This is a genomic window from Paraburkholderia sp. GW821-FHT02A12, assembly GCF_059422005.1.
The window spans coordinates 508,953-534,327 of record NZ_JBWKWA010000002.1; the positions used below are offsets into that span (position 1 = coordinate 508,953).

At 61.8% G+C, this 25,375-nt stretch carries 20 protein-coding genes and 5 pseudogenes; 8 read left to right on the forward strand and 17 right to left on the reverse strand.

All coding sequences use genetic code 11. The features are described 5' to 3' along the window. Positions 1-172: 172 nt before the first annotated feature. Positions 173-1,285: pseudogene (locus AC07WT_RS23485) on the reverse strand (IS1182 family transposase); the annotation flags it as partial. A gap of 57 nt (positions 1,286-1,342) precedes the next feature. After that, positions 1,343-2,134, reverse strand: coding sequence for an IS6 family transposase (locus tag AC07WT_RS23490; RefSeq protein WP_494948788.1), 792 nt, complete (start codon positions 2,132-2,134; stop codon positions 1,343-1,345). Between AC07WT_RS23490 and AC07WT_RS23495 the strand changes: the two genes are divergently transcribed. Further along, positions 2,133-3,272, forward strand: coding sequence for an IS110 family RNA-guided transposase (locus AC07WT_RS23495; RefSeq protein ID WP_494948789.1), 1,140 nt, complete (start codon positions 2,133-2,135; stop codon positions 3,270-3,272). The genes AC07WT_RS23490 and AC07WT_RS23495 overlap by 2 nt on opposite strands. A 266-nt stretch (positions 3,273-3,538) precedes the next feature. Here the strand turns inward: AC07WT_RS23495 and AC07WT_RS23500 are convergent. After that, a pseudogene (locus AC07WT_RS23500) lies at positions 3,539-3,613 on the reverse strand (IS6 family transposase); the annotation flags it as partial. A gap of 117 nt (positions 3,614-3,730) precedes the next feature. Here AC07WT_RS23500 and AC07WT_RS23505 point away from each other — a divergent pair. Beyond that, positions 3,731-3,922, forward strand: a pseudogene (locus AC07WT_RS23505) (transposase); the annotation flags it as partial. Between the two features lie 63 nt (positions 3,923-3,985). On the opposite strand, the gene AC07WT_RS23510 reads toward AC07WT_RS23505, so the two are convergent. From AC07WT_RS23510 to AC07WT_RS23530, 5 genes and pseudogenes are all read right to left on the reverse strand, one after another. Next, complete coding sequence (locus tag AC07WT_RS23510) at positions 3,986-4,651, reverse strand: EAL domain-containing protein (RefSeq protein WP_494948790.1); 666 nt, start codon at positions 4,649-4,651, stop codon at positions 3,986-3,988. Further along, positions 4,618-5,535, reverse strand: a complete 918-nt coding sequence (locus AC07WT_RS23515; RefSeq protein WP_494948791.1) for a CSS-motif domain-containing protein — start codon at positions 5,533-5,535, stop codon at positions 4,618-4,620. The genes AC07WT_RS23510 and AC07WT_RS23515 overlap by 34 nt, the downstream gene beginning before the upstream one ends. A gap of 211 nt (positions 5,536-5,746) precedes the next feature. After that, positions 5,747-6,235: an SRPBCC family protein gene (locus AC07WT_RS23520; protein WP_492595734.1), complete on the reverse strand. Its 489-nt coding sequence runs from the start codon at positions 6,233-6,235 to the stop codon at positions 5,747-5,749. A 25-nt stretch (positions 6,236-6,260) separates the two neighbouring features. Further along, positions 6,261-6,428: pseudogene (locus tag AC07WT_RS23525) on the reverse strand (IS5/IS1182 family transposase); the annotation flags it as partial. A gap of 358 nt (positions 6,429-6,786) precedes the next feature. Next, entirely contained in the window at positions 6,787-8,055 is a 1,269-nt protein-coding gene (locus tag AC07WT_RS23530) for an IS256 family transposase (RefSeq protein WP_494948792.1), read from the reverse strand. Positions 8,056-8,404: 349 nt separating this feature from the next. Between AC07WT_RS23530 and AC07WT_RS23535 the strand changes: the two genes are divergently transcribed. Further along, complete coding sequence (locus AC07WT_RS23535) at positions 8,405-9,463, forward strand: ABC transporter substrate-binding protein (protein WP_097392714.1); 1,059 nt, start codon at positions 8,405-8,407, stop codon at positions 9,461-9,463. 93 nt (positions 9,464-9,556) lie between these two features. After that, a complete protein-coding gene (locus AC07WT_RS23540) occupies positions 9,557-11,245 on the forward strand; it encodes a GMC family oxidoreductase (protein ID WP_494948793.1) in 1,689 nt (562 codons plus the stop codon). Between the two features lie 61 nt (positions 11,246-11,306). Here the strand turns inward: AC07WT_RS23540 and AC07WT_RS23545 are convergent, their stop codons facing one another. The 6 genes from AC07WT_RS23545 to AC07WT_RS23570 all read right to left on the reverse strand — a co-directional run bounded on the left by AC07WT_RS23545 (position 11,307) and on the right by AC07WT_RS23570 (position 17,663). Then, positions 11,307-12,734, reverse strand: a complete 1,428-nt coding sequence (locus AC07WT_RS23545) for an aldehyde dehydrogenase family protein (RefSeq protein WP_494948794.1) — start codon at positions 12,732-12,734, stop codon at positions 11,307-11,309. 22 nt (positions 12,735-12,756) lie between these two features. Further along, entirely contained in the window at positions 12,757-13,551 is a 795-nt protein-coding gene (locus AC07WT_RS23550; protein ID WP_097392711.1) for an ABC transporter permease, read from the reverse strand. After that, positions 13,548-14,414, reverse strand: coding sequence for an ABC transporter permease (locus tag AC07WT_RS23555; protein WP_494948795.1), 867 nt, complete (start codon positions 14,412-14,414; stop codon positions 13,548-13,550). Before AC07WT_RS23555 ends, AC07WT_RS23550 begins: the two co-directional genes overlap by 4 nt. A gap of 38 nt (positions 14,415-14,452) precedes the next feature. Continuing rightward, a complete protein-coding gene (locus AC07WT_RS23560; protein ID WP_494948796.1) occupies positions 14,453-15,790 on the reverse strand; it encodes an NAD(P)/FAD-dependent oxidoreductase in 1,338 nt (445 codons plus the stop codon). Positions 15,791-15,794: 4 nt separating this feature from the next. After that, positions 15,795-16,508 carry an HAD-IA family hydrolase gene (locus AC07WT_RS23565; protein ID WP_494948797.1) on the reverse strand — a complete coding sequence of 238 codons (714 nt, stop codon included), beginning with the start codon at positions 16,506-16,508 and terminating at the stop codon, positions 15,795-15,797. A 78-nt stretch (positions 16,509-16,586) separates the two neighbouring features. Next, positions 16,587-17,663 (reverse strand): ABC transporter ATP-binding protein, encoded by a 1,077-nt coding sequence (locus tag AC07WT_RS23570; RefSeq protein ID WP_494948798.1) that lies wholly within the window; start codon positions 17,661-17,663, stop codon positions 16,587-16,589. Between the two features lie 101 nt (positions 17,664-17,764). On the opposite strand from AC07WT_RS23570, the gene AC07WT_RS23575 reads away from it, so the two are divergent. Then, on the forward strand, positions 17,765-18,778 hold the full coding sequence (locus AC07WT_RS23575; protein WP_494948799.1) for a LysR family transcriptional regulator: 1,014 nt from the start codon (positions 17,765-17,767) through the stop codon (positions 18,776-18,778). A gap of 1,339 nt (positions 18,779-20,117) precedes the next feature. Here the strand turns inward: AC07WT_RS23575 and AC07WT_RS23580 are convergent. Together AC07WT_RS23580 and AC07WT_RS23585 are read right to left on the reverse strand one after the other, a co-directional pair. Further along, complete coding sequence (locus AC07WT_RS23580) at positions 20,118-21,164, reverse strand: nucleotidyl transferase AbiEii/AbiGii toxin family protein (protein ID WP_494948800.1); 1,047 nt, start codon at positions 21,162-21,164, stop codon at positions 20,118-20,120. Continuing rightward, positions 21,158-21,922: a DUF6088 family protein gene (locus AC07WT_RS23585; RefSeq protein WP_494951018.1), complete on the reverse strand. Its 765-nt coding sequence runs from the start codon at positions 21,920-21,922 to the stop codon at positions 21,158-21,160. Before AC07WT_RS23585 ends, AC07WT_RS23580 begins: the two co-directional genes overlap by 7 nt. Before the next feature lie 85 nt (positions 21,923-22,007). Between AC07WT_RS23585 and AC07WT_RS23590 the strand changes: the two are divergent. Further along, positions 22,008-22,415: pseudogene (locus AC07WT_RS23590) on the forward strand (PDDEXK nuclease domain-containing protein); the annotation flags it as partial. Positions 22,416-22,426: 11 nt separating this feature from the next. Here AC07WT_RS23590 and AC07WT_RS23595 read toward each other — a convergent pair. Continuing rightward, positions 22,427-23,320: a LysR family transcriptional regulator gene (locus AC07WT_RS23595; RefSeq protein ID WP_494948801.1), complete on the reverse strand. Its 894-nt coding sequence runs from the start codon at positions 23,318-23,320 to the stop codon at positions 22,427-22,429. A 114-nt stretch (positions 23,321-23,434) separates the two neighbouring features. Here AC07WT_RS23595 and AC07WT_RS23600 point away from each other — a divergent pair, with 114 nt between their 5' ends. Both AC07WT_RS23600 and AC07WT_RS23605 read left to right on the forward strand, forming a co-directional pair. Next, on the forward strand, positions 23,435-24,178 hold the full coding sequence (locus AC07WT_RS23600; RefSeq protein ID WP_492593099.1) for an SDR family oxidoreductase: 744 nt from the start codon (positions 23,435-23,437) through the stop codon (positions 24,176-24,178). A gap of 432 nt (positions 24,179-24,610) precedes the next feature. Then, positions 24,611-25,330: a FadR/GntR family transcriptional regulator gene (locus tag AC07WT_RS23605; RefSeq protein WP_494948802.1), complete on the forward strand. Its 720-nt coding sequence runs from the start codon at positions 24,611-24,613 to the stop codon at positions 25,328-25,330. Positions 25,331-25,375 lie beyond the last annotated feature (45 nt).

Consider the following 25,375-nt stretch of genomic DNA (forward strand, 5'->3'; position numbering starts at 1 on the left):
CCGCCGTCTGAGTGTCCGAGCAACCGGGTAAGCGAATGGCGGCACCTGGCCGAGGGCGTGTGGAAACTCGATTTTCGCGGCTGAGGGCGAGGTTGGCGGTCGGGTCAATCAAGTTAGACGCGTCGAGCTTGCGCTATTCGAGCAATGCGAGCGCAAGAAGCCCTTCAGGGCCTCAGCTTCCAGCCATCCTCATTGCCTTCATTGTCCTCGCAACCCCAAGTATATTCATGACTCGCTTGAGGTTGTATGCCAGTACCTGAAGGCTCATTTCGGTGCTCACCCGCCCGAGCGTCCGGGTCTGGAAGTGTGTGGCACCCATCCAATGCTTGAGCGTGCCGAAGACGTGTTCAACGGTGCTTCTTCGGATGGTCATCGCATCGGGCTTCCGGTCAAGCCGACGCTGCATGGCTTCCAGTACATGTTCGTGCTCCCATCGTCGGATGCGGCGATAGTCGCTGGGTGAACATCGCTCCTTGAGATGGCAACGCGGGCATGCGCTGGGCCAGTACACGTTCAGATTCATGCCATTCTCGACGGTCTTGAATCGAAGAATTGCGCGCTCGCCGGCAGGGCATCGATACTCACCGTTCCTGGCAACGTAGATGAAGTCGCGTTTGGTAAAGAGCCCTTTCTTCCTTGACGCCGAGGTGAGTGGTTTCGGGACATACGTAGTGATCCCGGCCAGTTCACAGGCACGGATGTCCGGACCACTGAAGTAGCCGCGGTCAGCCAGCACCTTCAGCTTTAGCTTGCCCATCGCGCTCTTCGCAGAACTCGCAATCCTGCTGAGTTGCCCGTGATCGCCCCCGATATTCGTCACCTCGTGTTCCACGATCAGATGGTGCTTCGTATCCACGGCGGTCTGCACGTTGTAGCCGACGGTGCCGGTTCTCTTGCCGCCGCTGGTCATGGAGCGGGAATCCGGGTCAGTCAGCGATAGCTGTCTGTCCGGTTGCGTCTTCAGTTGCTTTTTGATCTGCTCGAGCTCACGCATCCGCTGACGCAAGAGCGCGATCTTCTCGTACAGGCGCACCGTCTTCACATCGAAACCTGTCGGACTGGTCCGGTCTGCGGTTTCAATCATGTCGAGATATCGCTGAACGCTTTCCTCGATCTGTTGCTGACGCTTGTCGATCTTGCCCGCCGTGTAGTTCCTGTCGCGGCTGTTTACAGCCTTGAACTTGCTGCCGTCGATGGCCACCATGTCGCCGGATAGCAGCTTCAGTCCGCGACATAGTTCGACGAAACGACGGCATACGTTGCGAATGGCCGGCCCGTTGTCGCGGCAAGGCGTTGTCAACTTGCCGAGCGTGAGACGGCACGACGGCGGGCGTGACAACTATCAGAAAGAGGTCGACGGATTTTGGGCGTGTTCGGCAAATTCACGCCATGCCACGAACTGAGCTGCGAGTTGCTTGCGATAGAGTGAAGCGCGCAACAGATGTCGCTTGAGCGCGAAATGTTGCCGTATCGGCCCGAAGCACGAGAGAAATTTCTGTGTGCGCTTGAGGTCACGAAAGCCGCGCATGCGACGCTCGCGTTCGCGCGTCGGTTGGTGGCTATTCTCCGCGCGGTTGTTCAGTCGGGCGGCCGCTTTGACGAACACGTGCTTCACGTTCGCAAGTTTCGGGATCTCGGCTTTTGCTGCCGGATAGCTGCGCAACTGATCGGTGACGATCTTGCGCGGCACCGGGTTCGAGCGCAGCACACGCTTGAAAAAACGTTTGGCCGCAGCTTTATCGCGCCGCTTTTGTAGCAAGATGTCGAGTTCGGCGCCATGCTCGTCGACCGCACGCCACAGCAGGAACGGTTCGCCCCGCAGAGTGACGAACATCTCGTCAAGATGCCACGTGCTACCCGGCTTGCGACGCGCCGCTTTCACGCGGTGAGCAAAGCCCTCGCCGAATTTGTCGCACCAGCATCGGACGGTCTCGTAGGTCACAACCACGCCGCGCTCGAAAAGCAGTTCCTCGATGTCGCGCAAGCTCAACTGAAAGCGGAAGGCAGTATGACTTTGCGTGAGGTAGGGGCTGGCCCGCCGTGGGGAAACTGAACGCGGGTTAGCATTGCTGCCAGAGCCGCACGGGCGTGGACTGGGCCGCGCCCCGGCGATTTCCTCCACGGAGGCCAGCATGCGAAACGATAGCACGGTGTACGTTGGACTGGATCTTCACAAGGACTCGATCACGGTCGCCTACGCGATCGACGCGGGCGAGGTCGAACTGCTGGGCAAGACCGGTGCGACCGGGGCCGACATCGATCGCCTGTGCACGCGCTTACAGTCCAAGGCACCACACGTACGCGTCGTGTACGAGGCAGGTCCATGTGGTTATGGGCTGTACCGTCAGCTCGTGCAAAAGGGCTTCGACTGCATGGTTTGCGCACCTTCACTGATCCCGCGCAAGCCGGGCGAACGGGTGAAGACTGACCGGCGTGATGCCATCAAGCTGGCGCGCTCGCTGCGCGCCGGCGACCTGTCGGCCGTGTACGTGCCTGGAATAGAGGACGAGGCGTTCCGGGATCTCGCCCGCGCGTGGGCAACTGCCCGTGAGGATCTGCGGCACGCACGGCAGCGACTGAAATCATTCCTGCTCGCGCATGGCGTTCGCTATACCGGCAGCGCAAACTGGGGCGAGGCGCACCGTCGCTGGCTGGGTCGCTGTTCGTTTCCCAGCGCCTGGCAGCACCTTGCCTTTGACGAGCACCGACGCACGATCGAGGACCGGCTCGCACAGTGCGCCCGTCTCGAAACAGCCCTGCGCGAAGCGGTGATCTCCTGGCGGTTCTATCCGGTGGTGCTGGCCCTGCAGGCCATGCGGGGTGTCCAGTTTGTTACCGCCGTCGGGATGCTTTCTGAACTCGGCGATCTGTCCCGCTTCGAACACCCGCGTCAGCTGATGGCCTGGCTTGGCGTGACGCCATCAGAACATTCGTCGGGGGGCAAACGCCGGCTGGGCAGCATCACCAAAACCGGCAACAGCTACGCCAGACGGTTGCTGGTCGAGGCCGCATGGAGTTACCGTCATCCCGCCCGCGTAAGTCCGGAAATCCAGGCCCGTCTCGAAGGTCTGCCCAAGCCCATCATCGACCGGGCCTGGGACGCCCAGGTGCGGCTGTGCCGACGATTCCGCCGGCTGACAGCGCGAGGCAAGCCTATCAACATCACGGTCGTGGCTATTGCCCGCGAACTGGCTGCGTTCATCTGGGACATCAGTCGACTGGCCATGTCGCTTGCAATACCTCGCAGCAAACTGCCCGCGGCCTGTGTGTAATTCCCCGAACAACGGAAGGAGTTTCCTGAAGGCGGCGCAGCCCGGCACCCGAGCAACCCGCGATGGTATTTCGCAACGGGCATCACCAATTTGCGGCGGAAGATAGCGGCAGGCTCATGAGGCGGACCTCTGTAATGCGGTATCCAACCCGCGGATATCAGTGTGATCCACCGTCGAGACTTACTGCTGCGCCGCCCTCAGGAAATTCGTGCGTCGATGCAACAACCTGAAACCCAACGTCGCGATTGACACGCAAAGTCATATCAATACCAGCGCACAGCGCAACTGATGACCTCGGCTGGAAAACGGTGACCGTGATAGAGCGATTTCGATTTCTTCATCACGCCATCTTACGTGACCGACCTGATAACCTGACAACACCGGACCAGGAGATATCGGCAAAACCACATCGGCTCGTTGCACTTTCACCATGTCCGCCGGCGACAAGGAGCCAGAAGATGACGAAACGAAATCGACGTGCGCACTCGCCGGCGTTCACGGCGAAGGTGGCACTAGCTGCGGTCAAGGGCGACAGGACATTGGCAGAGCTCGCCCAGTAGCTTGATATCCATCCGAACCAGATAACGGACTGCAAGAAGCAATTGCGGGAGCGCGTTGCCGAAGTGTTCGAGACAGGCAAAGGATCGGCCGAGCCGCCTGGTGAATGGATCCGTAGAGTTGTCCGCTGACAATTTCAGCCTCGATCATGCCGGTCAGGACGCCACCGCTTGCGACATGGCATGGGTTGAATGGCGGTACATCCGCTCGAACTCAAGAATACTTGCGGGCCGCTGAAACAGAAAACCTTGCGCGAACCTGATACCGATCTCCTTCAGGGCGTCGCGCTGCTCAACTTCTTCGACGCCTTCCGCCACCACGGTCAGGTCCAGCTTGTTCGCGAGATAGGCAATGCCTTCAACGAGCTGCCGGTCGTGGCTCGCAACGCCAGCGGTGAATCGCTGGTCGATCTTGATGTAGTCGAAGGCGAAGTGCTGTAACAGCGCGAGGTTGCTGTTGTCGGTTCCGAAATCGTCGACAGCGAATTTGACGCCAAGAACCTTGAGGCTCATCAGATTGTCATGGCTGGCCACCAGCCCCCGCAGCAACCCGCGTTCAGTGATCTCGAGTACGACCTCAAAGCGGGAGGAGCTTCGCTTGAGCGTCGAACCGATGTCGTGCGGAAAACAGTGCATTTCGATGTGCTTCGGTGCCAGGTTGACGTTCACCCGGAACCCGTCCGGGAGGGCGCAGGCCTGCAGTTCGGCCAGCGCCGTGGCCAGCACGAAATCCGTTAAAGGCGCAATCACGGACGTCGTCTCTATCTCGCCGATGAATTTTCCCGGCATCACGAGGCCGAGGCGCGGATGTTTCCAGCGCAACAGGGCCTCGGCGCCGACCCAGCGTCCGGTTTGCAGTCCACGATCGCCTGGTATTCAACGTAAAACTCATTGCGCCGCAAACCCGCGCGGACCTGTCGTTCCAGCCGTTGACGGGGCGTGAAACCAGCGATATAGCCGGCGAGCAGTGCGGCGAACAGGGAGAGTCCCACGAACAATGCAACAATCTCGGTCGAGATCAGGTCAGTGCGCAGCCTGTCGGCGTCGCGCTGCACCTGGACGAGGATGTCGCCCATGCTGGAGGCGCGGGCCGTGGTCTTGTAGAAACGTCCGTCACTGGTGAGGGTGGCCCCCGATCCGTCGGAGACCGACGCGCTCCTGGCGCCCGACGCCTTTGCCCGCGCAAGGATGTCCACAACGTACACACCCTCGACGATATACAGGATGCCGTGGCGGTGGTCGACCGGAGCATAGATCGCCATGACGGACACGTCCGGTACCGGTTGCGTTCCGCCGAGAAAAGCGATCTGCCGGGCATCGCCCGATGGAACCAGATAGGTGGCGAGCGGGATGGACACCGGTCCGAGTACGGTTGAACAGTACACGTTCCCATCCTGGACCATCATCGCGCTCCGGCGATAGGGGATGAACACGTCCCTGAGCGTGAGGTTCGCCTGGATCTCGGGACAGGGCCGTCCCGCCAGATTCATGAGTTTGCGCTCGTCAGTGCGGGCATCGGTGACGATGCGGTCGATCGAGTCATCGATGTCCTGGGCGACGGCCTGTTGCTGGACTTGCGCCCGTTCGGACGCGATGTGATAGCCCCCCGTTAGTGCCAGCAGGATCACCACGACGAACAAGGCCGTTCCGAACGCCATGCGCCTGCGGGACGCGACACTTTCTCGCCACAAGACGGTCGCAGGCATTCGCTTCCCCCTTTGCGTTGGTCGCGCCCCGGCCTGCATGACGCACGCCGTGCGGCAATGGTTGTTATCCGGTAAGCCGACGCTTAAGAACAATTATAAGATGTATAGCGTCGCAGTTGCCGGGCCGGGTTGCCGCGCGTTTGTGTCGAAACGGAGAGCGTCACATTGAGGCATACCCCATCCTGACGTTCAATCCATTGCCGCGCTGGCTTCATCCATGCTCGATGCCAAGCAGCCGCGCGTCCAGCCGCCGCGCTAGCGCCGCGCCGCCTTCGCGCATCACTGCATCGTGGTTCCACTGGAAAACCGGTCGCAACAACGGCGCCAATGCATTCATCCATGCGCGGTTCATATGCACGCACCAGTCATAGCGGACCACGGTAAGGTTGCGTCCGTCGGTCGAAAAGCTCCACCGGCCGGCGCCTTCGACGTCGCCACTGGCTTCCCCCTCCAGCGCGACCAACGGGTCGACGCGCGTCACCCGCATATCGAACACGAGGCGATAGGGCAACCAGCCCTTCCACGTATAGCGTTGTACGGCGCCCACGCCCTGATTGGAACCCGCCTCTAGCTGGTCCACGCGCTCGACGTTATGCCACCACTCGGGCCAGCGCGCCGAATCCTGGATTGCTGCCCAAACTTCCTGCACTGGCGCATCGATGCGCCAAATGGTGGAAAAGCGGTATTCGATCGTCCGCAAGCTGCCTCCATTCTTAGAGGCCAGTTCAAAAAGGCTGCTCGGTACGCCTGAAGACGTTCAAGCAGACGAGCGCGCAGCCGAGTTTGAGAAGTGCTTCGTGGATGTCGGCGCGGCGTTCGAAGCGAATACGGAGTCGTCGAAAACTGTGGTTCCACGAGTGAGTTCGCTCGACAACCCATCGGAACCTAGCCAGAACACGACATTCTCAAAAAGCCCTAACAACCAGTCCGGTTGATTAATATAATTATGGAAAATTATGGGGAGGGTGAAAAATCAGATTCTTCTGCGCGATGCGGATTGCGCATTGGTCGTCCGCTGCGGTTGGTTCACCTGTTAGGGCCGGTGGACTGGAGCGGGGACTGGCGTCTTGGATGAGGGCCGGCCGTAAAAATTAATCCAACGCAGGGGCCGCGGCCCTCGCTGCCACGACCGCTTTCCGACAAATGACACTGTAATGCCACTCATGGCCGTAGAACCCTTGCACGACGGGCGAAAGGACTGGGCTTCAAGGAGGTGTCAGGAATTTTGTGTGCTGAGGTCGGTTAAAAATCTCAGCTGATGGCGGCGGTGAAGCGCTCGCCGAACAGAATGGCGAACTGATTGACTGCTTGCCGCCAGGTAACAGGTGGCATCTTCCAATCCTTTTCGATGTTGCGCAAGGCCAGGTACAGCAGTTTGCTGGCGGCTTCGTCGCTGGGGAAGTGACCGCGGTTCTTGACGATCTTTCGCAGCTGCATATGCATGCTCTCGATCGCATTGGTCGTGTATATGATCTTGCGTACTTCCGGCGGATAGGCGAAGAACGGGATGACTTGCTCCCATTGGCGCTGCCACATCGCGGCCACGGTGGGGAATTTGCGCCCCCACTCGCCTTGAGAGAAGGCTTGCAGGGCGACTGCCGCCGCTTCGGCCGTGGCAGCCTGATAGATCGGCTTGAGCGCGGTTGCCAGCGGCTTACGGTCCTTCCAGCTCGCCAGATTCAGCGAATTGCGGATCAGGTGCACGATGCACGTCTGGATCTGCGCGGCTGGATACACCGCTTCGATCGCCTCGGGGAAACCGCGCAAGCCATCGACGACGGCGATCAGGATGTCGTGCAAGCCACGGTTCTTCAGTTCGTTGAAGACCTTCAGCCAGAACTTGGCTCCCTCGGTTTGCTCGATCCACAAACCCAGCACTTCCTTGCGGCCGTCGGCGCGAATGCCCAGCGCGAGATACACCGCCTTGTTCCTGACCGTGCCTTCGTCGCGGATCTTCAGCCGAAGTGCGTCGAAATACACGATCGGATACATTGCCTCAAGCGGGCGTTGCTGCCACTGTTCGACCTCGGCCAGCACCTCATCGGTGACAGTCGAAATCAGATCGGGCGACACCTGCAGGCCATACAGTTCCAGCAAATGGCCCTGGATCTCGCGCACGCTCATGCCGCGCGCGTACATGCTGATGACGTGATCGTCGAAACCCGGCAGCCGGCGCTGATATTTGCCCACCAGTTGCGGCTCGAATGTCGCCTGCCGGTCACGCGGAATGTCCAGATTCAGTTCGCCGTTGGGCGTGATGACCGTCTTGCGGCTCGTGCCGTTGCGGTGGTTGCCGGCCTTGCCTTGCTCCGCCTCGTTCTCCAGGTGATGCGTTAGCTCCGCCGCCAGCATGCGCTCAGCCAGTTGCTTCTTCAGTTGCCCGGCCAGGCCCGATTCGCCGAGAACCGACTCCGCATCCTTGTTCTGAATCTGCGCCAGCAGTTGATCGATCAGTTCATCGGGGAACAGCTTCGGCGCCTTCGGGTTCTTGATCTTCTTAGTCACAGTTGCTTCGGTCATAGGACGTTGTTTCCGTTATCGTCTCATGACCTCGGCACACTAAAATTCTGACAGGCTCGGCTTCAAACCCAGTTGAGGGCGTCAGCCGCTCTCAGGTCGGTTCGACTCCGGCTGCCTTCCGCCCGGCAAGGTTTCCCGGGGGCTTTGTCAACTTACCGAGAGTGAGACGGCACGACTCCAGAAAAAAAATCTGGTCATCACAAAGCCGACGCGACGCGTTTGCCATAACGTGATGTCATGGACACCACAACAATTGCGGTGTTGTCGCCGTTAAATAGACTCACTATATTGGGCTCAATGCGCATTACATCCACGATCTCTTTCGCTTAACCCTTTCGAGGACAAAGTCGTGATCAAGAAGCCAACGTTGCGCCCGCTTGCCGCGGTTCTGATTCTTGGTGTCGCGGGTCTGGTGCCTGCGTGTCTCACGCCTGTTTTTGCTGCGGGGAAGATTACCTTTGTTTCTCAAGGTGGCACGTATCAGGAAGCGCAGACCAAGGCAATCCTCGATCCTGCTGCGAAACTGCTGAACATTACCGTGAACCAGGACAGCATCCCGGACGCGTGGCCGCAGATCAAGGCTCAGGCTGCAACCGGCAAGCCGATCTGGGACGTGGTCGATACGCCGACGTCCAACTGCCTGCGCGGCGGCCACGAAGGCCTGCTGGAGAAGCTGGATTTCTCGAAGATCCCGAATGGGGCCGCGATGCCCGAGAAATACCGCACGCCCTATTCAGTCGCCTATGAGTTCTATTCGACGGTCATCGGCTACAACAAGAAGTCGTTGAAGAAAGTGCCGCAGAGCTGGGCCGATTTCTGGAATGTGAAGGGATTCCCCGGCACGCGCGCGTTGCGCAACGATCCACAGACGGTACTCGAAGCCGCGCTTCTGGCAGACGGCGTGCCGCGCGATAAGCTTTATCCGCTCGATGTCGATCGTGCGTTCAAGAAGCTTCAACAGATCAAGCCGGACGTGACCGTCTGGTGGACGTCGGGCGGGCAGTCGGCACAATTGCTGCACGACGGCGAAGTCGACATGACGATGATCTGGAACGGCCGCGCGAGCGCCGTGCGCAAAGACAACCCCGATATCGACTTCACGTTCAACGACGGCATTCTTCAGAACACCCAGTTGTGCGTGCTGAAGAACGCGCCGAACCTGGCCGACGCGATCAAATTCGTCAACGCCGCTGTCTCGCCCGAATTGCAGGCGAACCTGCCGCTGTACATCGACTATGGCCCGGGCAATCCGGCTGCCTTCAAGACCGGCAAGATCGACGCGAAACGCGCGAGCGAGCTGCCGAGTTCGCCGGACAACGCGGCGAAGCAGGCGCTCATGTCGGAGGAATGGTGGGCCTCGGACGCCGGCGTTCAGGCAAAGGCGCGCTGGCTCAAGTTCATGCAATAAGGCGCAGGCCGGCTCGACGCGCGGGCTCACGGGCTCGCGCGCACGTTTTGCTCACCCGTTCCGCACGTTTCAATGCCCGCGTAATCATCGAACGTGATCGACTATCTGATTCTCGGCGGCGGTTCGGCGGGCTGCGTGCTCGCCGCGCGCCTGTCCGAAGACGCCGGCAAGACCGTCTGCCTCGTCGAGGCCGGCCGCAATATCTCGCAGACGGACATGCCTGCTGCCGTGCGCAGCCGGTATCCCGGCCGCGCATATCTCGACACGGCGAACATCTGGCAGCGCCTGAAGGCGCGCATGAGCGTGTCGGCGCCGACACGACGCTACGAACAGGCGTGCCTGCTAGGCGGCGGCTCGGCGATCAATGCGCTGATGGCGAATCGCGGCGCGCCCGCCGATTACGACGAATGGCACGCGCTCGGCGCACACGGCTGGAACTGGGCTGCCTGCCTGCCGTACTTCCGCAAACTCGAATCCGATTGCGACTTCGACGGCGAGCTGCATGGCAAGAGCGGCCCGGTCCGCATTCAGCGCACGAACTGGGCACGCATCTCACCCTTCGTGCGCGCGGTGCTCGGCACGCTCGACGCGCGCGGCCACGTGCGGCGCGACGATCAGAACGGCGCATGGGCGGACGGCACGTTCATCGGATCGATAGCCGTGAGCGAGGCCGGCGAGCGTATCCCGACGTCGGTCTGCTATCTCGACGACACCGTGCGTGCCCGTCCGAACCTCAAGATCCGGACCGACGCGCTCGTCGAGCGCGTGCTGTTCGACGGCATGCGCGCAGTCGGTGCGCGCATCGTCGGCAGCGAGGGCAGGGATGGCGCCAGCGAGGAATTGCGCGCCGCGGATGTAATCGTCTGCGCCGGCGCGATCCACAGTCCCGCGCTGCTGATGCGAAGCGGCATCGGACCGGCCGCTGAGCTCGCCGCGCTCGGTATCGAAGTGCGCGCGGACCGGGCCGGCGTCGGCGGCAATCTGATGGAGCATCCGTCAATCGCCGTCTCTGCAGTTTTGCCGCGGGCCGCCCGCACGCCGTTTCCCGACGAGCATCACGAGCAGGCCATCGTGCGCTTTTCGTCATGCATGCACGACACAGTGCCCGGCGACATGCACGGTGCAATCCTGTCGCGTTCGGGCTGGCATTCGGTGGGCTACCGGCTCGGCACGATCTTCTTCTGGGTGAACAAGTCGTACTCGCGCGGCCGGGTGACGCTGACGTCGGCGAATCCGCATAGCGAGCCCGCTGTCGATTTCAACCTGCTGTCCGATGCTCGCGATCTCGAGCGCCTGAAGCGGGCGCTGCGCTTCGGCGCTGAAACGCTGGCCGATCCGATGATGGCGAAGCATCGCGCGACGCTTCTGCCTTCGAGCTATTCGCCGCGTGTCGCAAGTGTGGCCGTGCCGGGTGCGTGGAATGCGTTACAACGCGGCACGCTGAGCGCGCTGCTGGACATCGCGGGTCCGTTTCGCGCGTGGCTTGTGCGACGCGTGGTCACTCAGGGCGTGACACTGAAAGACTTGCTTGCCGACGATCGTGCCTTGACGAAGTTCGTCACGCGCTCGGTGGGCGGCACCTGGCATCCGTCGGGAACCTGCCGGATGGGCACCGCCGACGATCCGCTCGCTGTCTGCGATGCGCGTGGTGCCGTGTATGGCGTGAACGGGCTTTACGTGTGCGATGCGTCGCTGATGCCGTCGATACCGTGCGCCAACACGAATATTCCGACCATCATGATCGCGGAGCGCATCGCGGACATGCTGCGTGGCCGCGCCTAGGCGACGTGCCGGGTTGAGAAAGCAAAGGCGGCCCGTCGGCCGCCGCGGCGCTCAGTTGCCCTCAGTCCCCATACCCCACGATGCCTTTCACCTCGAGAAACGCCTCTAGCCCCCACTCGGCGTATTCGCGCCCATTGCCCGATTGCTTGTAGCCGCCGAACGGCGAGCCTGCGTCCCACGACGGGTAGTTCAGGTACACGCTGCCCGCACGCAACCTGAACGCTACGCGCCGCGCGCGCTCGTGATCGGCGGATTGCACATAGGCAGCGAGGCCGAAGGGACTGTCGTTCGCAATCGCGATCGCATCGTCTTCGTCGCGATACGGCATGATGGCGAGCACGGGTCCGAAGATCTCCTCGCGCGCGATCGTCATGGCCGGACGCACGTTCGCGAACACAGTAGGTTGCACGTAATAGCCGCGTTCGAGACCTTGCGGACGACCGAGGCCACCGGCCACGACCTGCGCGCCCTCGTCGATGCCGGCTGCGATCAACCGTTCCACGCGCTCGAACTGCACGCTGCTGACAACCGGCCCCATGGTCGTGCGCTCGTGGTTGGCGGGGCCGACGCGATGTGCTTCCGCCGCCTGCCGGGCAATCGCCACCGCCTCGTCATGGCGCGCCTCGGGCACCAGCATGCGCGTCGGTGCATTGCACGACTGGCCACTGTTGTTGAAGCACGCGTTGACGCCCGCCGTCACGGCGGCTTCAAAGTCGACGTCGTCCAGCAGGATGTTGGCCGACTTGCCACCCAACTCCTGATGCACGCGCTTGACGGTCGGCGCCGCGAGCTTCGCGATCTCGATGCCCGCGCGCGTCGAGCCGGTGAACGACACCATGTCGACATCGGGATGCGCTGCAAGCGCCGCACCGACGGTCGGTCCATCGCCGTTCACGAGGTTGAAGACCCCTGGCGGCACGCCCGCCGCGTCCAGAATCTCCGCGAACAGCAGCGCGCTAAGCGGCGTCACTTCGCTGGGCTTCAGCACCATCGTGCAGCCGGCCGCGATGGCCGGCGCAGCCTTGCAGACGATCTGATTGATCGGCCAGTTCCACGGCGTGATAAGCGCGACGATGCCCACCGGTTCGTGATTGACGAGCGTCGTGCCTTTTTTGCGTTGCCACGTGAATTTTTCGCACGTGCGGATCAATTCGTCGAGATGCCGCCGTCCGATCCCCGCCTGCCATGCGTGCGCCATCGCGCGTGGGGCGCCCAGTTCGCGCGAGATCGTGTCACCCATCTCGTCGTGACGTTCGAGAAAAACCTCGAGAATGCGGCGGATCAGTGCGAGACGCTCGGCGGGCGTGGTCTGCGAGAACGACGTGAACGCGCGTTTTGCCGCAGCGACCGCGCGATCAATATCGGCGCGTGTGCCCATTGCCACTTCGGCGAACGCTTCTTCGGTGCAGGGATCGATGACGGGCAGGCGTGCCGTGCCCGACGGCTCGACCCACGCGCCGTCGATATAGAACTTCAGTGCATTGATCATGTGAGAGGTGTGTAGGAGGAGTTCAGGCTCGCGCCGCGCCGGAGCGCCGGCTCACCACGACGATCATCACGAGGCACAGCGTCAGCGCTGTGAGCATCGTGCTGATCGCGGCGATGGTGGGATCGATCTCGTCACGCAGCGTGACGAACATGCGGCGCGTCAGCGTCTGGTTCGAGCCACCCGACACGAAGAGTGCGACCACCGTTTCGTCGAGCGCCTGAATGAACACGAACACTGCGCCGGAGATCACGCTCGCCTTGATCTGTGGCAGCGTCACCGTCATAAAGCTACGAAAGCGATTCATGCCGAGGCTGCGGGCGACCATCTCCTGGGTGCGGTCGAAGGTGCGAAGATCGGCGCCGACCGAGATCAGCACATACGGCAGCCCGAGCATCGTATCCGCGAGAATCAGCCCGCCGAGCGTATTCACATAGCCGGCCTGCGAGTAGACGAAAAACACGCCCACCGCGACGATGATGATCGGCACCATCAACGGCAGCATCAGCAGCGTGCGCAGATAGCGCATGATCCAATGCGTGCCGTTCTGAATCGCATAGGCGGCGCACACACCGAGCGGTGTCGCCAGCAGTGCGGCGCAGGTCGAGGCGGTCAGCGTGGTGCGCGCGGCGTCGATCCACGCGGGGTTGTCGAAGAACGAGTGATACCAGCGCAGCGAATAGGCCGGCGGGGGGAAGGTCATGAAACGCGTGTCGGAGAACGACAGCGGCACGACGATCAGCACCGGCACCATGAGGAACAGGAGGATCAGCACGACCGCCGCGCCGAGGACGATCCGTCCGAACGAGAGCTTTGTCATTTCGCGCCCAGGGTCTTTTCGAGTGGCACCACGCGGCTCGCGGCGTAGAAAATCGCGAACACGCAGATCAGCAGCACGACGCTCACCGCGCTCGCCGCGCCCCAGCTGTTATAGATCTCGACGTTGCGGCTCACCACCATCGACACCATGATCGACTTGCCGCCGCCCATCAACTCGGGCGTGATGTAGAAGCCGAGGCACAGCACGAACACGAGGGTGACACCGGCGAACACGCCGCTCATCGAAAGCGGCAGGAACACGCGCATGAACACATGCAGCGGCGAGCCGCCGAGGCTCGCGCCCGCCTGCGAGAGATTCGGCGGAATCTTCTGCATGGCCGAATACAGCGGCAGCACCATGAACGGCAGCAGGATATGAACCATGGCGATGACCGTGCCGAACTGGTTATAGGCGAGCTGCGCCGGCCGGTCGATCAGGCCTGAGGCGATCAAGGCCTTGTTGACGAGGCCCGTGCGCTGCAGCAACACGAGCCACGCGTAAGTGCGCACGAGCACGCTGGTCCAGAACGGCAGGATGACCATGCCGAGGACAAGCGCGCTCAGCTTCGGTGGCAGCGAGGCCGCGAAGTAGGCCACCGGATAGCCGAGCACCAGCGTGATGACGGTCACGATGATGCTCAGTTTGAACGTGAGCAGGAAGGTTTCGAGGTAGGCGCCCGAGAACATGCGCCGATAATTCTCGAGCGTGAAGCCGTCGTGATAGATCGACTGCCACGACAGCCAGGCGAGCGGCACGACGAGCAGCACGACGATCACGAGGAGCGCCGGCGCCATCAGGAGAAGCATCGTGCGATCTTCGCGCCGCTGGTAGCGCGCGGCAGGATCGGACTCGGTGGCCTGCATCAATGTGGGTCCTTGGAGCATCCGTTTGGCGGTCGTCATCATGCACCTAAGGCGTCGAGAAACTGATACCACGCAGCGACGAGCCTCACACCCGGCGCGCGCAGCGAATGAAAAGGCACGGGCCGCAAACCAGGCGCGCCGAGCAGCGAAAGCTCGGGCGTCTCGCCGAGGGCGAGCGCGGCGGCATGCTGTCCGAGCAGGCTGGCCATCGCGACACCTGCTCCGTTATACCCCAGACAGAAGGTCGTGGCATCGTCGCTGCGCCCGACATGTGGCAGCGAATTGAACGTCATGCCTACATAGCCCGACCAGCGATACGCCACGCGCACGCCAGCGAGATCGGGAAAGAGCGCGACCATCGCCCGCTGCAGCGCATCGAAGCCGGTCATCTGGCCTTCCTTGCCGAACGCGTCGCGTCCGCCGAACAGCATGCGGCCGTCCACTTTGCGGAACCACTTCATCATGCGCCGCGTTTCCGTGTAGCTGCGGCGTTCGACCATCAGGCGTGCGTCGAGATCGGCGGGTAGGCGCTCGGTAGCGATCATTGCGCTGCGGAACGGCACGAGTTCGCGCTGATACGGCGAGGTGGCCGGCGTGAGATCCGAATAGGCATTGGTCGCGACGATGACCTGCTTCGCGCGCACCGTACCGCCTGGCGTGCGCAACGTCACGTGCGTATCGCCGGGCGCGCGGTGCATCTGCAGTACCGGCGTCGATTCGTAAATCGGCACGCCGCGCAGCGTCATGCCGTGCGCGAGTCCGCGCACGTATTCGAGCGGCAGGATCGTGCCGGCATCTGCGCTCAGCACACCACCGACAAAACCTTTCGACCCCGTCTCGCGCTCGACTTCGGCGCGCGATTGCACCGTCATCGACGTATCGCCGAGCCTCGTGCGCACCCAGTCGGCTTCGGCGCAGATCGCCGCGAGCGCGTGCTCGGTGTGCGCGCAGCGCAGGCTGCCAGTATGCTCGAAGCGGGCCAGCGTGAGCTTGAACTCGTCGACCAGCGATTCGACGACCCGCACGCCTTCATGCGCGAGCCGGTGCATGCGCTTCGCGGTATCGAGGCCGTGCAACTGGTCGATCGTGGGAAACGACAGCCTGAATTTCGACGACACCACGCCGCCATTGCGCCCGCTCGCGCCCCAGCCGACCAGGTTTGCGTCGAGTACGGCGCAACCGACGCCGCGTTTTTGCAGCGCATAGGCTGCGGCGAGGCCCGAGTAGCCCGCGCCGATCACCGCGACTTCGACGTCGAGATCGCGCGCGAGCGGCGCGCCGGCACTAACGGCCGCGCCCGCATCGGGCGATGCGGCGGCAAGCGCTTGCCAGAGCGAGTCGGGCAGGGGCGAGGGGCGTGTCGTCGGCGCGAGCATCGGCTCAGGCGGCGAGGCGCGCTTCGGCTTCGACGGCGTCCGCCAGCGCGGCGAGCGTCGGGAACGTGAACGTCGGCGTCGTGACGGCCTCGGGCACCGGCGTGGCGCCGAAGCCCCTCTTGCCCTGGCGGCGCTCGATCCAGCAGGTCGCATAGCCGAGTTCCGTGGCGACGCCGATGTCGTGGTACTGGCTTTGCGCGGTGTGCAGGATCTCGCCGAACTTGTAGCCGAATGCCGCCTGACGGCCGCGGTTGTAAGCGAAGAATTGCGGATCGGGCTTCGCGACGCCGGTTTCGTCGCAGCAGACCGTGTCGTCGAACGGGTCGCCAAGCGTGTGTGCGTAGGCCGAAAGTGCGACGCGGTCCGCATTGGTCATGGCAACCAGGCGGAAGTGTTTGCGCAGACGCTTGAGCGCGGCGACCGAATCCGCAAATGCGGGCCATTCGAGCACGTCGCGCTGGAAGGCGGCGGCCGATTGCGCGTCGTCGGGCAGACCGAGTTCCTTCGCCAGCGACAGATAGACGTTCGCCATTTCGTGGCTCGAGCGGCCCGGATGGGTCGCACGGCCGCGCATGTACGGTTCGAAGATCTGGTCGTCGGTCAGATCCTTCGCTGCCGGGCCGCCGAGGCGCCGCACGGAGCCGAGCACGCCGCGCTCGAAGTCGATGAGTGTGCCGACGACGTCGAACGTCAGGACCTTGAAATCGGTGAGCTTCATGAAATCATCCTTTTGCAGTTTGCTGTGAAAACGGGAGAGGGAATACCCCAGGCGTGGGCGGCTGAAAAATGGGCGGGGTCAGGCGGGCACGATGATCGTGTCCTGCGGATCGAGAACGACGCTCATCGGTGCGCCCGGCTCCGGGATGCGCCGGCGCGCGTCGTGGCCGCCGGGCTGCCTGAGGCTGATGGCGGTGCCGTCGGCGAGCGTTGCGAACACGCGCAGGCTTTCGCCCTGGTACAGCACCTCGGTGACGCGGCATGACAGACGATTCACGCCGTCGCGCCGATCGCCGCCGTCGATCACGAGCTTTTCGGTCTGCACCGCGAGCAGCAGCTTGTCGCCGCGCGGCAGCGGGTGCGCGGTGCGCAGAACCGTATCGCCGAGACGCACGGCGTCATCGCCGGCGCGCGTCACGGCGAGCAGCGTCGCCTCACCAATGAAGCTCGCCACGAACGCGTCGCACGGACGGTCGTAGAGCCGCTCAGGCGTGTCGATCTGCACAAGCCGGCCGTTCTTCAGCACGGCCACGCGGTCGCTCATGGTGAGCGCCTCGCGCTGATCGTGCGTCACATAGACGATCGTCGCGCCGAGCTTGCGATGCAGCCGCCGCAACTCGATCTGCATGGTTTCGCGCAGTTGCTTGTCGAGCGCGGAGAGCGGCTCGTCCATCAGGATCAGTTGCGGCTCGAAGACCATCGCGCGGGCGAGCGCCACCCGCTGGCGCTGGCCGCCGGACAGTTGACCGATGCCGCGGCTCTCGTAGCCCAAGAGTTCGACCATCGCGAGCGCATCGGCGACCTTCTTCGCCCACGTCGCTTTGGGCTGACGGCGCGCGCGCAGCGGAAACGCCACGTTCTCGCCGACGCTCATGTGCGGAAAGAGCGCATAGTTCTGAAAGACGATCCCGATGTCCCTTTTGTGCGGCGGCGCAAATGTAATGTCGCGCTCGCCGACCCAGACCGCACCCGAACTCGGCTGCACGAAGCCGCCGAGGATGCCGAGCAGGGTGGTCTTGCCCGACCCCGACGGACCAAGCAGCGAGACGAATTCGCCCGGGGCGATGTCGAGCGACACGTCGTCGAGAGCCACTACCGGGCCGTAACGCTTCGCTGCCGATCGGATCGAAACACCTGTTTTCGCTCGTGCGTCCATTGCGTCCTGTCTCGCTGAAAAGGCCTGCGTTAGGGAAAATATAGGCCGCGTCATTATTGGCGGCAATTCCCAAATTGTTGGATAAGGCATAACATCAGGTCATGCCTAACCTTCGCAAAAAACTGCCGAGCGCCAATGCGCTGTTCGTGTTCGAAGCTGCCGCGCGCTGCGGCAACTTCACGCGCGCGGCGCAGGAGTTATATGTGAGTCAGCCCGCGGTGAGCCGCATGCTGGCGCGCATGGAAGACCATCTCGGCGTGCGCCTTTTCGAGCGCGTGCGTGGTGGGATCGAGCTGACTGAGAACGGCAAAATCCTCTACCGGAAGATATCGGAAGGCTTCAATGGCATAGAAGGCGCGATACGTGAGATCGAGGCGCGTGCGACTGGCATCGAGTCCGTCACGCTGTCGGTGTCCACCGCGTTCACGACACACTGGCTGATGCCGCGCATGAGCCGGCTGAACCAGGCGTTTCCGAATGTCGATTTGCGCTTTCAGCTGATCTCGGGGCGAATCGGCGGGCCGCTCGTCGATGTCGATCTCGGCATGCGCTTCCTGCGCGAGGACGAGATCGGCGAGAACAGTGTGCTCGTGATGCCGGAGACGCTACTGCCGGTGTGCAACCGGCGCTATCACGAAACGGCCGCGACGCAGACGGGCCGCGAGCACGGCGACACGGTGATCGTGATGGACGATGGCGAGCGCGGCTGGCATGAGCGGTTCGCCACGTTCGCGGCACACGGGCGGCACGTAGCGAGCATGCTGAGCTTCAACGACTACGCCATCGTCGTGCAGGCGGCGCTGCTGGGGCAGGGAGTCGCGCTCGGCTGGCTCAACGTGGTGTCGCATTGGCTTCTCGAGGGCGCGCTGCTCCCGGCCGAGGAGGAACTGATCGTGACGAACCGGCGCTGCTGCCTGGTGTGGCCGGAGAATCGGCCGTTGCGGCCGGTTGCAGCGGATGTGCGCGACTGGATCATCGAGGAGACCCGTGCCGATGTGCGGGTTGTCGATCGCAATTATCCGAAGCTGGGACTGCGGCGTTTGCTGGCGGAGGCGGGCCTGGTGATCGGGTCGGCCAAGGATGAGGCGCGAAGGTTCAGACCAGCCACTCCTTGATCGCGTTGCGAAACGTCCACCACTCTTGAGGTTTATTCAACGCCTGCCCGCACGCGCCGTCGCGCGCCCCCGAGCCCGCAGACACGGGCAGGCGTCGAACAAACCTCAAGATTTCGGGACGCTCGGCCTAAGCAATGTTGAGCGGCACCGCTCACGGAAGCCTTGGGCTGCCGGCCGCTAGCTCGATTGTTGATCTTCGACGACGACGGAAGATTTATGGTTGAAAACCGTCAATCTCGGAAGTTATTTGAGTAACAGACCCAGCGAAAGACCTCGGTTTTGACCGCTGAATACGTCGAAAACGGAAGTTATTTGGTTAATTTTCTGGAAGCCAATCGAGTTCCGCTACAGTCTCTTCGGTTCCCACAATCCGCCGATTTAATGAGGCTTTGTGCGTATAGTGTGCTTGTTGCCTTCGGTCGTTCCGTAGAGTTTTTTACGAAACATGGGGGAAGGCAAGCAGGCATGGCGGTACGACAACTGCATCGGCTTTCAACTAGACAGTGAACGCTTGCTGGGGCAATGGCAGCGTTGCTCAGTCGGCTGTCTTTGTCTCTGCGCTGCGGAGAGAATCTGCGATGCACGGCCGCTGGACCTTCCGAACGTGTGGTTTTCGGCGGAGATCTTTTGCTGTAAGGTGCTCGAGTTGCCGATAACGGTGAACACCATTGCCCCGTTTCTTGCGTGAATGCAGAGCGCGGCTGCAGGATCAGCAAAAAACTTAAAGCGTTTGGGCTGCAGCGTTTTACTTGGCGGCGGCCGGCCAGTTTTTGTTACTCGCAGACCAGTTCAGTGAGGCATCCAGTCGTCGGCTTCGCTTTTAAGTAGCAGGTGCTCGCAAGTCAAGCGCGTTCGTCGTGTAAATGTCCGTGTCGTCGGCAGATGACTGGTCTGCGCCTGTTCGAGATAAGTAACATTCGATCCGTGCCCGTCGTTTGACTGACTGGGGCGGCTGCCTAGCAGGAGCGGTGCCTCCTTACTAGTGGAGGGCCGCCGGGACAGGCACTTTCACAACATGGGTAGGAGTATGGGTAGCCACCTGCCGGGACTGCGGGAGCCAAACCTGGTTGGGCTTTGTCGGGAAATGTTGGAGTCGGCTGCCTTCCGCCAGGACGCTCCCGGAGCTTGCTGGAGTGTCTATTGGTAGCGGTAACCATAAAACTTCCATTTGGAAGTTAATTGGTTTCTGACACCGTCGACCTCCGAAAACCTCTGGGAGGGCTGCTGTTTATTAGTCCCCGCATTCACCAGAATCATTCGTCTAAGTCGATACGGCATTGAATTTCTCTCTCTATTCTTGTGGGTGTTCGGCGTCGCGGTAGGGACTGGCGGGGGACGCTCAGCCATGCTGATTGACTGCGACGTCCAGTGCATGGATGGACGTCAGGATGTCGTCAAACGCGGGTGGTGTTGCAAATATCATTGGTGCCGTGTTTTCGTAGTCGCGTTGCAGTGCGCCGACCATTCCGTCTGTCGGGGCAATTGCGAATGAGCCGGGTTGTGCCGACGCCAGATCGAAATCCGTACGGTCGAAGAACATCCGGGCGTGGCGGACGCAGTCGGTGGCGAGTTCGAGATTCGACAGGGCTGCTCGTCCAGTTTCCGTGTTTAGCAGACAGTGGAGATCGTAGTAATGGCGGGAGATACGCTGCCCCTCCTGTCGCAATACGCCGCGCCGCTCGTACCAGCGGCGCAGGCCGTGAGCGATAACCATTTTGTCCCAGAAGGTTCTGCCTGCTTCGATCGTTGTAACACCAGGGACATCGAGATCGAGTTCAGGGATATCGTCCGTGACATAGGGGCGAACGAGCGCTGGCTGATGAGGATCGAGTGCTGATTTCGCTCCAGATTCGATTCTCACCGCGGGCCGAACGTATGCCCCGTCGCGAGGTTCGACCTCCGGATACCACACCAGCAGCGTCTGGCCATCTGGGTCGTCTGGGTCCACCTCGATATGTCCTGTGCCGCCGGCATCCTGTGCAAGTTCGGCGGCTAGGGCCTCCCGAAGCGGGCCGGTGATGTAGGCGTGACAGGCATCCCGTATATTGTCGAGCCTCGCTCTGCGCTGTTTCCCCGAGAGCACCTGCAATTCTTCGATGGAGGCTGGCTCGTCCAGATCGTCCCGAAACACGGTGACGTCGATGTCTTCCGAGAAGCGCTTGATGAGCCCATAAGCTTTCGACAGGGACGTGCCGCCCTTGAATAACAACCTCGGGGCATCGGCGGCCAAGCGATGATAAAGCACATCGAGTGTCCAGCAGACCCAGAAGTCCTTTTCGATGTTGCCAACTGGCGTGCCGAGTCGATTGGCTGCGGTGAGGAAGAGGTCGAGCCGGTCGCGGGGTCGTGCTGTGATGATCTGTCTATAAGCGTCTGCTGTCACCACATGTTCTCCCTGTCAGACGGTTTGACGAGGTCACGCAGGAACGCCTGCATCCAGATCGGCAGCGCTGACCATCCGTCACGCAGGTCGGTCCGGATGGCCTCGCCGTATTCCGGATCGATCATGATGCGGCGAAGAACGTCGGCAGTGCGTGTCCGCTCCTGGGGATCGGACAGCACGTCCTGCATCCAGTGGAGGGCCTGCACCACGCGCATGGCCGGCCGGCCGGCCCAGAATAGGCGGCTTGCCGCTGCTGGTTTGAAATGAATTTCCTGGTTGCCGAGTTTGACCGGCTTGAGCCGGGCGTCCGCGAGGACTTCGATGCGCGCTGGCACAGCGGTGGTCAGCCCGAGGTCATTCGCGGCTGTCATGCCGTCGACCACGAAGCGGGCGTTTCCTCGACGCGTGACGGCACGGATGACTGCCCGATAATCAGGAACAGCTTCCCGCCCGGTGAGCCGGCTTTTTCTCGGCCGATCGTATAGCCCGCGGTCGATGCGACGCAACTCGCCAGAAGCGACAAGCCGCTGCAGCGTCTTGTCGATCGCTGCGCGGCTACCGAGATGGGCGAAATCAGCCGGGGTCCAGACCGCATCTGGATCGGAGGCGATGCGTTCAAGGATCTGCGCGCGCAGGTCGGAGTCTTTTGACAGGATGTTCATGTCCGAAATATGCTTCATTTTTCGGACGAGCTCAAGAGATGTCCGAAAAATGCTGAAGTCTTCGGACGGCACATATAATGGGGTCGAATACGCCGCCATAACGGCTTTATCTTTTGCGACCGTCGCTACATGGGCGAAACCGGCCTCGGCGACCTTAGGCGGCCGTTGAATTTGTGCGTCGCAGTTCGAGCGCAGCGCAATTTCACGAAAACCGGCAGAAGCGGTGCAGCACGACCTGGCGCAACTGCGGCAGGAGCAGCGCGTGTCGCCGGACGTACTGCTCAAGGATCCGCATGTGCTGGATTTCCTCGGGCTTAACGACCACTACCTGGAGAAAGATCTCGAGGATGCCATCTTGCGCGAGATGGAGCAGTTCCTCCTCGAGCTCGGTGCCGGTTTCACTTTCGTGGTCCGCCAGAAGCGCGTGCAGATCGATCATGACGATTTCTACATCGACTTGCTGTTCTACAACCGCAAGCTCAAACGGCTTGTGGCTATCGAGCTGAAACTAGGCGCCTTCAAGGCCGAGTACAAGAGTCAGATGGAACTGTATCTGCGCTGGCTGGCGAAGTACGAGCAAGAGCCCGATGAGCCAAGCTACGGCTACTGGTCGGACAGCGTCTTCACCAAGCTATCAAATACCAGACGAACGCGTGGGGGAACAGGTCCCCGCTGTGGACGATAGACGCAAAGGTCCCAGGGGTCCGGTGCAAACTCCAGCAGCACCGGTACCAGTTCACCAGCAGCAATATGCGTGTCAGCCAAAAACCCGGCGAGCTGGCCGAAGGCCAGCCCCGATAACACCGCATCGCGCTCGGCCTCGGAGTCGTTGCTAGTGAAGACCGGTTTCGATGGTGTGTACTGCTGGCCGTCCGCGAACCACCAGGGCCATGGCCGCCCCGTTGTGACGTCATGCATGACCGTGGTGGGTAGCTCTTCCAGATCGCGGACATGCGTTGGCCGTCCGAGTCTTTCGATCAACGCCGGTGCGCCAACGGCGTGGAAGGCATGTGTTGCGACCTTGCGCGCCACATAGCGGCTATCGCGCAGGAAACCGAATCGCACGCCGATATCGATTCGTTCGTCAATGACATCGGCTGGCTGGTCGCTCAAGTCGAGATCAATGCACAACCCGGGATGACGTATCGCGATGTCGGTCAGGGTGGGCAACACGCCGATACGACCCAGTGCTTTGGGCGCCGTAACACGGACGACCCCTGCGAGTTCGGAACTGTCCCGATGGAGGTGCGGTGCAAACAGGCTGTCGACCCGCAGAAGACCGTCCTTGGCACGTGTGGCGAGTTGCTCTCCAAACGCGGTAATTCGGATCTGACGTGTGTTTCTGTGGAACAGCAATTCCCCCTGGATGCGCTCCAGTTCCTGGATGGCGCGCGTGACCGCCTGTGGCGAGATGCCAAGTCGGACCGCCGCGTTTTTGAAGCTGCCGGATTCTGCAGCGGCTACGAAGATGCGCAGCATTTCCAGTCGATTAAGCATGGCGGCGATGGTTCCACTTTCAGGAATTATGAAATCTTAACATTTCCATTTTCAGCAAGAATGGTCGCGCCGATACTCGCTCCATCGCAACGAGATTTCTCGCAAGGAGATGAGATGAGCAAGAACATCGAAGGGAAAGTGGTGGTGATTACAGGCGCCAGCAGTGGCCTTGGCGAAACCACCGCGCGCCATTTGGCTGCGCTTGGTGCATCCGTGGTACTGGCAGCACGTCGTGCGGACCGGCTCGCAGGCATTGCCGAAGAGATCCGCTCGGCGGGTGGCAAGGTTGAAGTTGTGCCGACCGACGTAACTAGCCAGGGCGACGTGCACGCGCTAATCGATACCGCCGTGCGCGTGTTCGGCAAGGTCGATGTGCTGATCAACAACGCTGGCCTGATGGCCATCGCACCCCTGAGCGAGGCGAAGGTCGACGAGTGGGATCGCATGATCGACATCAACATCAAGGGCGTGCTGTACGGCATTGCGGCGGCGTTGCCTGTATTCCAACGGCAGGGCAGCGGGCACTTCATCAATATCGCCTCCGTTGCCGGCATCAAGGTTTTTAGCCCGGGTGGGACTGTCTACAGCGGCACCAAGTTTGCGGTGCGTGCGATCTCGGAAGGGCTGCGCCATGAAGTGGGCGGAGCGATCCGCACGACGACGATCGAACCAGGTGCAGTCGATTCGGAACTGAAACTGGGCAGTTCGCACGAAGCGAGCGCGCAGTTCGTGCGCGACTTCTACCAGATTGCGATTCCGTCCGATGCCGTGGCACGCGCCATCGCCTACGCGATCGAGCAGCCCGCAGATGTGGATATCAACGAGATTGTCTTGCGACCGACGGTACAGGAGTTCTAAACGGCAACGGGCCCCGGGGCGATGCCTCTCCGGGGCTTTTTTGCGCCGCAGAACCAATGACCGTATCGGCCGAAGAACTGCCAATGGGAAAGCTCTGGGCACCGTTGATGGGCGATTTGGAACGGCGGCCTCAAATCTGAAGTGCAACACCGTTTCGTGCGCTCTCTAACCCATAGCGTCACATCCCGGATCTCGGGTGTTGCAGCGACTTCGCTTCAGTCGGAGATTGATTGAGCTACCGATAAGCTGCGGCACTGGCGTAGCAGGCCGTTCCGTATCGAAATAGCCGAGGACCCCCGACGCTTTAACAAGCTTGTTGTTTCGGGTGGCCGACGACAAGTGGGAGAGCCGGGCCTCGGGTCAACCCGAATTGCGTCAGGGCGTCCACGCCACTATCTTTCTACATCATACGTATGATCTAGAGGGCGAATCGTGGCAACCTTGCACAGGCAGGTTCTAAATCAGATGGGCGAGCAGATTTGCTCAGGTAAATTCATGCCCGGCGATATTCTGCCGGCCGAGCCCGTTCTTGCCGAGCAGATGCAGGTGAGCCGCATCACCATCCGCGAGACGATGAAATCGCTCTCCGCCAAGGGCATGCTCGAAGTGCGCCGCCGCTACGGCACGGTCGTGCTGCCGCGCTCGCAATGGCAATTGTTCGATCCGGACGTGATCACGTGGCGTGCGCGAGCGGGCGCCATCGAGCCGAGTCTCGTCGAAGACCTGATGGAACTGCGCCTGATCATCGAGCCGAATGCCGCGAAACTCGCCGCGAAGCGCGCGACCGACGAGGATCGCATCGCGGTGCGGCGCGCATTCAAGAAGATGGAACGGGCCGTCGCGGGCCACGGCGAGTACGTTCCCGCCGACCTCGCGTTTCACGGCGCCGTCCTCACCGCCTGCCACAACCAGTTCATCCAGCAGATGCAGAACGCGTTGTCGGCGATCTTGCGTACGAGCTTCGAACTTAGCTCTGAGATCGCCGGTGGCCCGGCCCGTTCGCTGCCGATGCACGAAGCGCTTTGCGTCGCGATCGAGAATGGCGATCCGGCAGCGGCTGAACAGGCTGTGCTGACACTCATCGAGCGTGCCGAGAAGGATTTCGAGGACCGCGCCGCCCTGAATCGCACCGCCAACGACCAGCCCGCTTAGCAGACTGCCTGGCTAGCTGCCCGGCAGCCTCGCCAGCGGCGACCC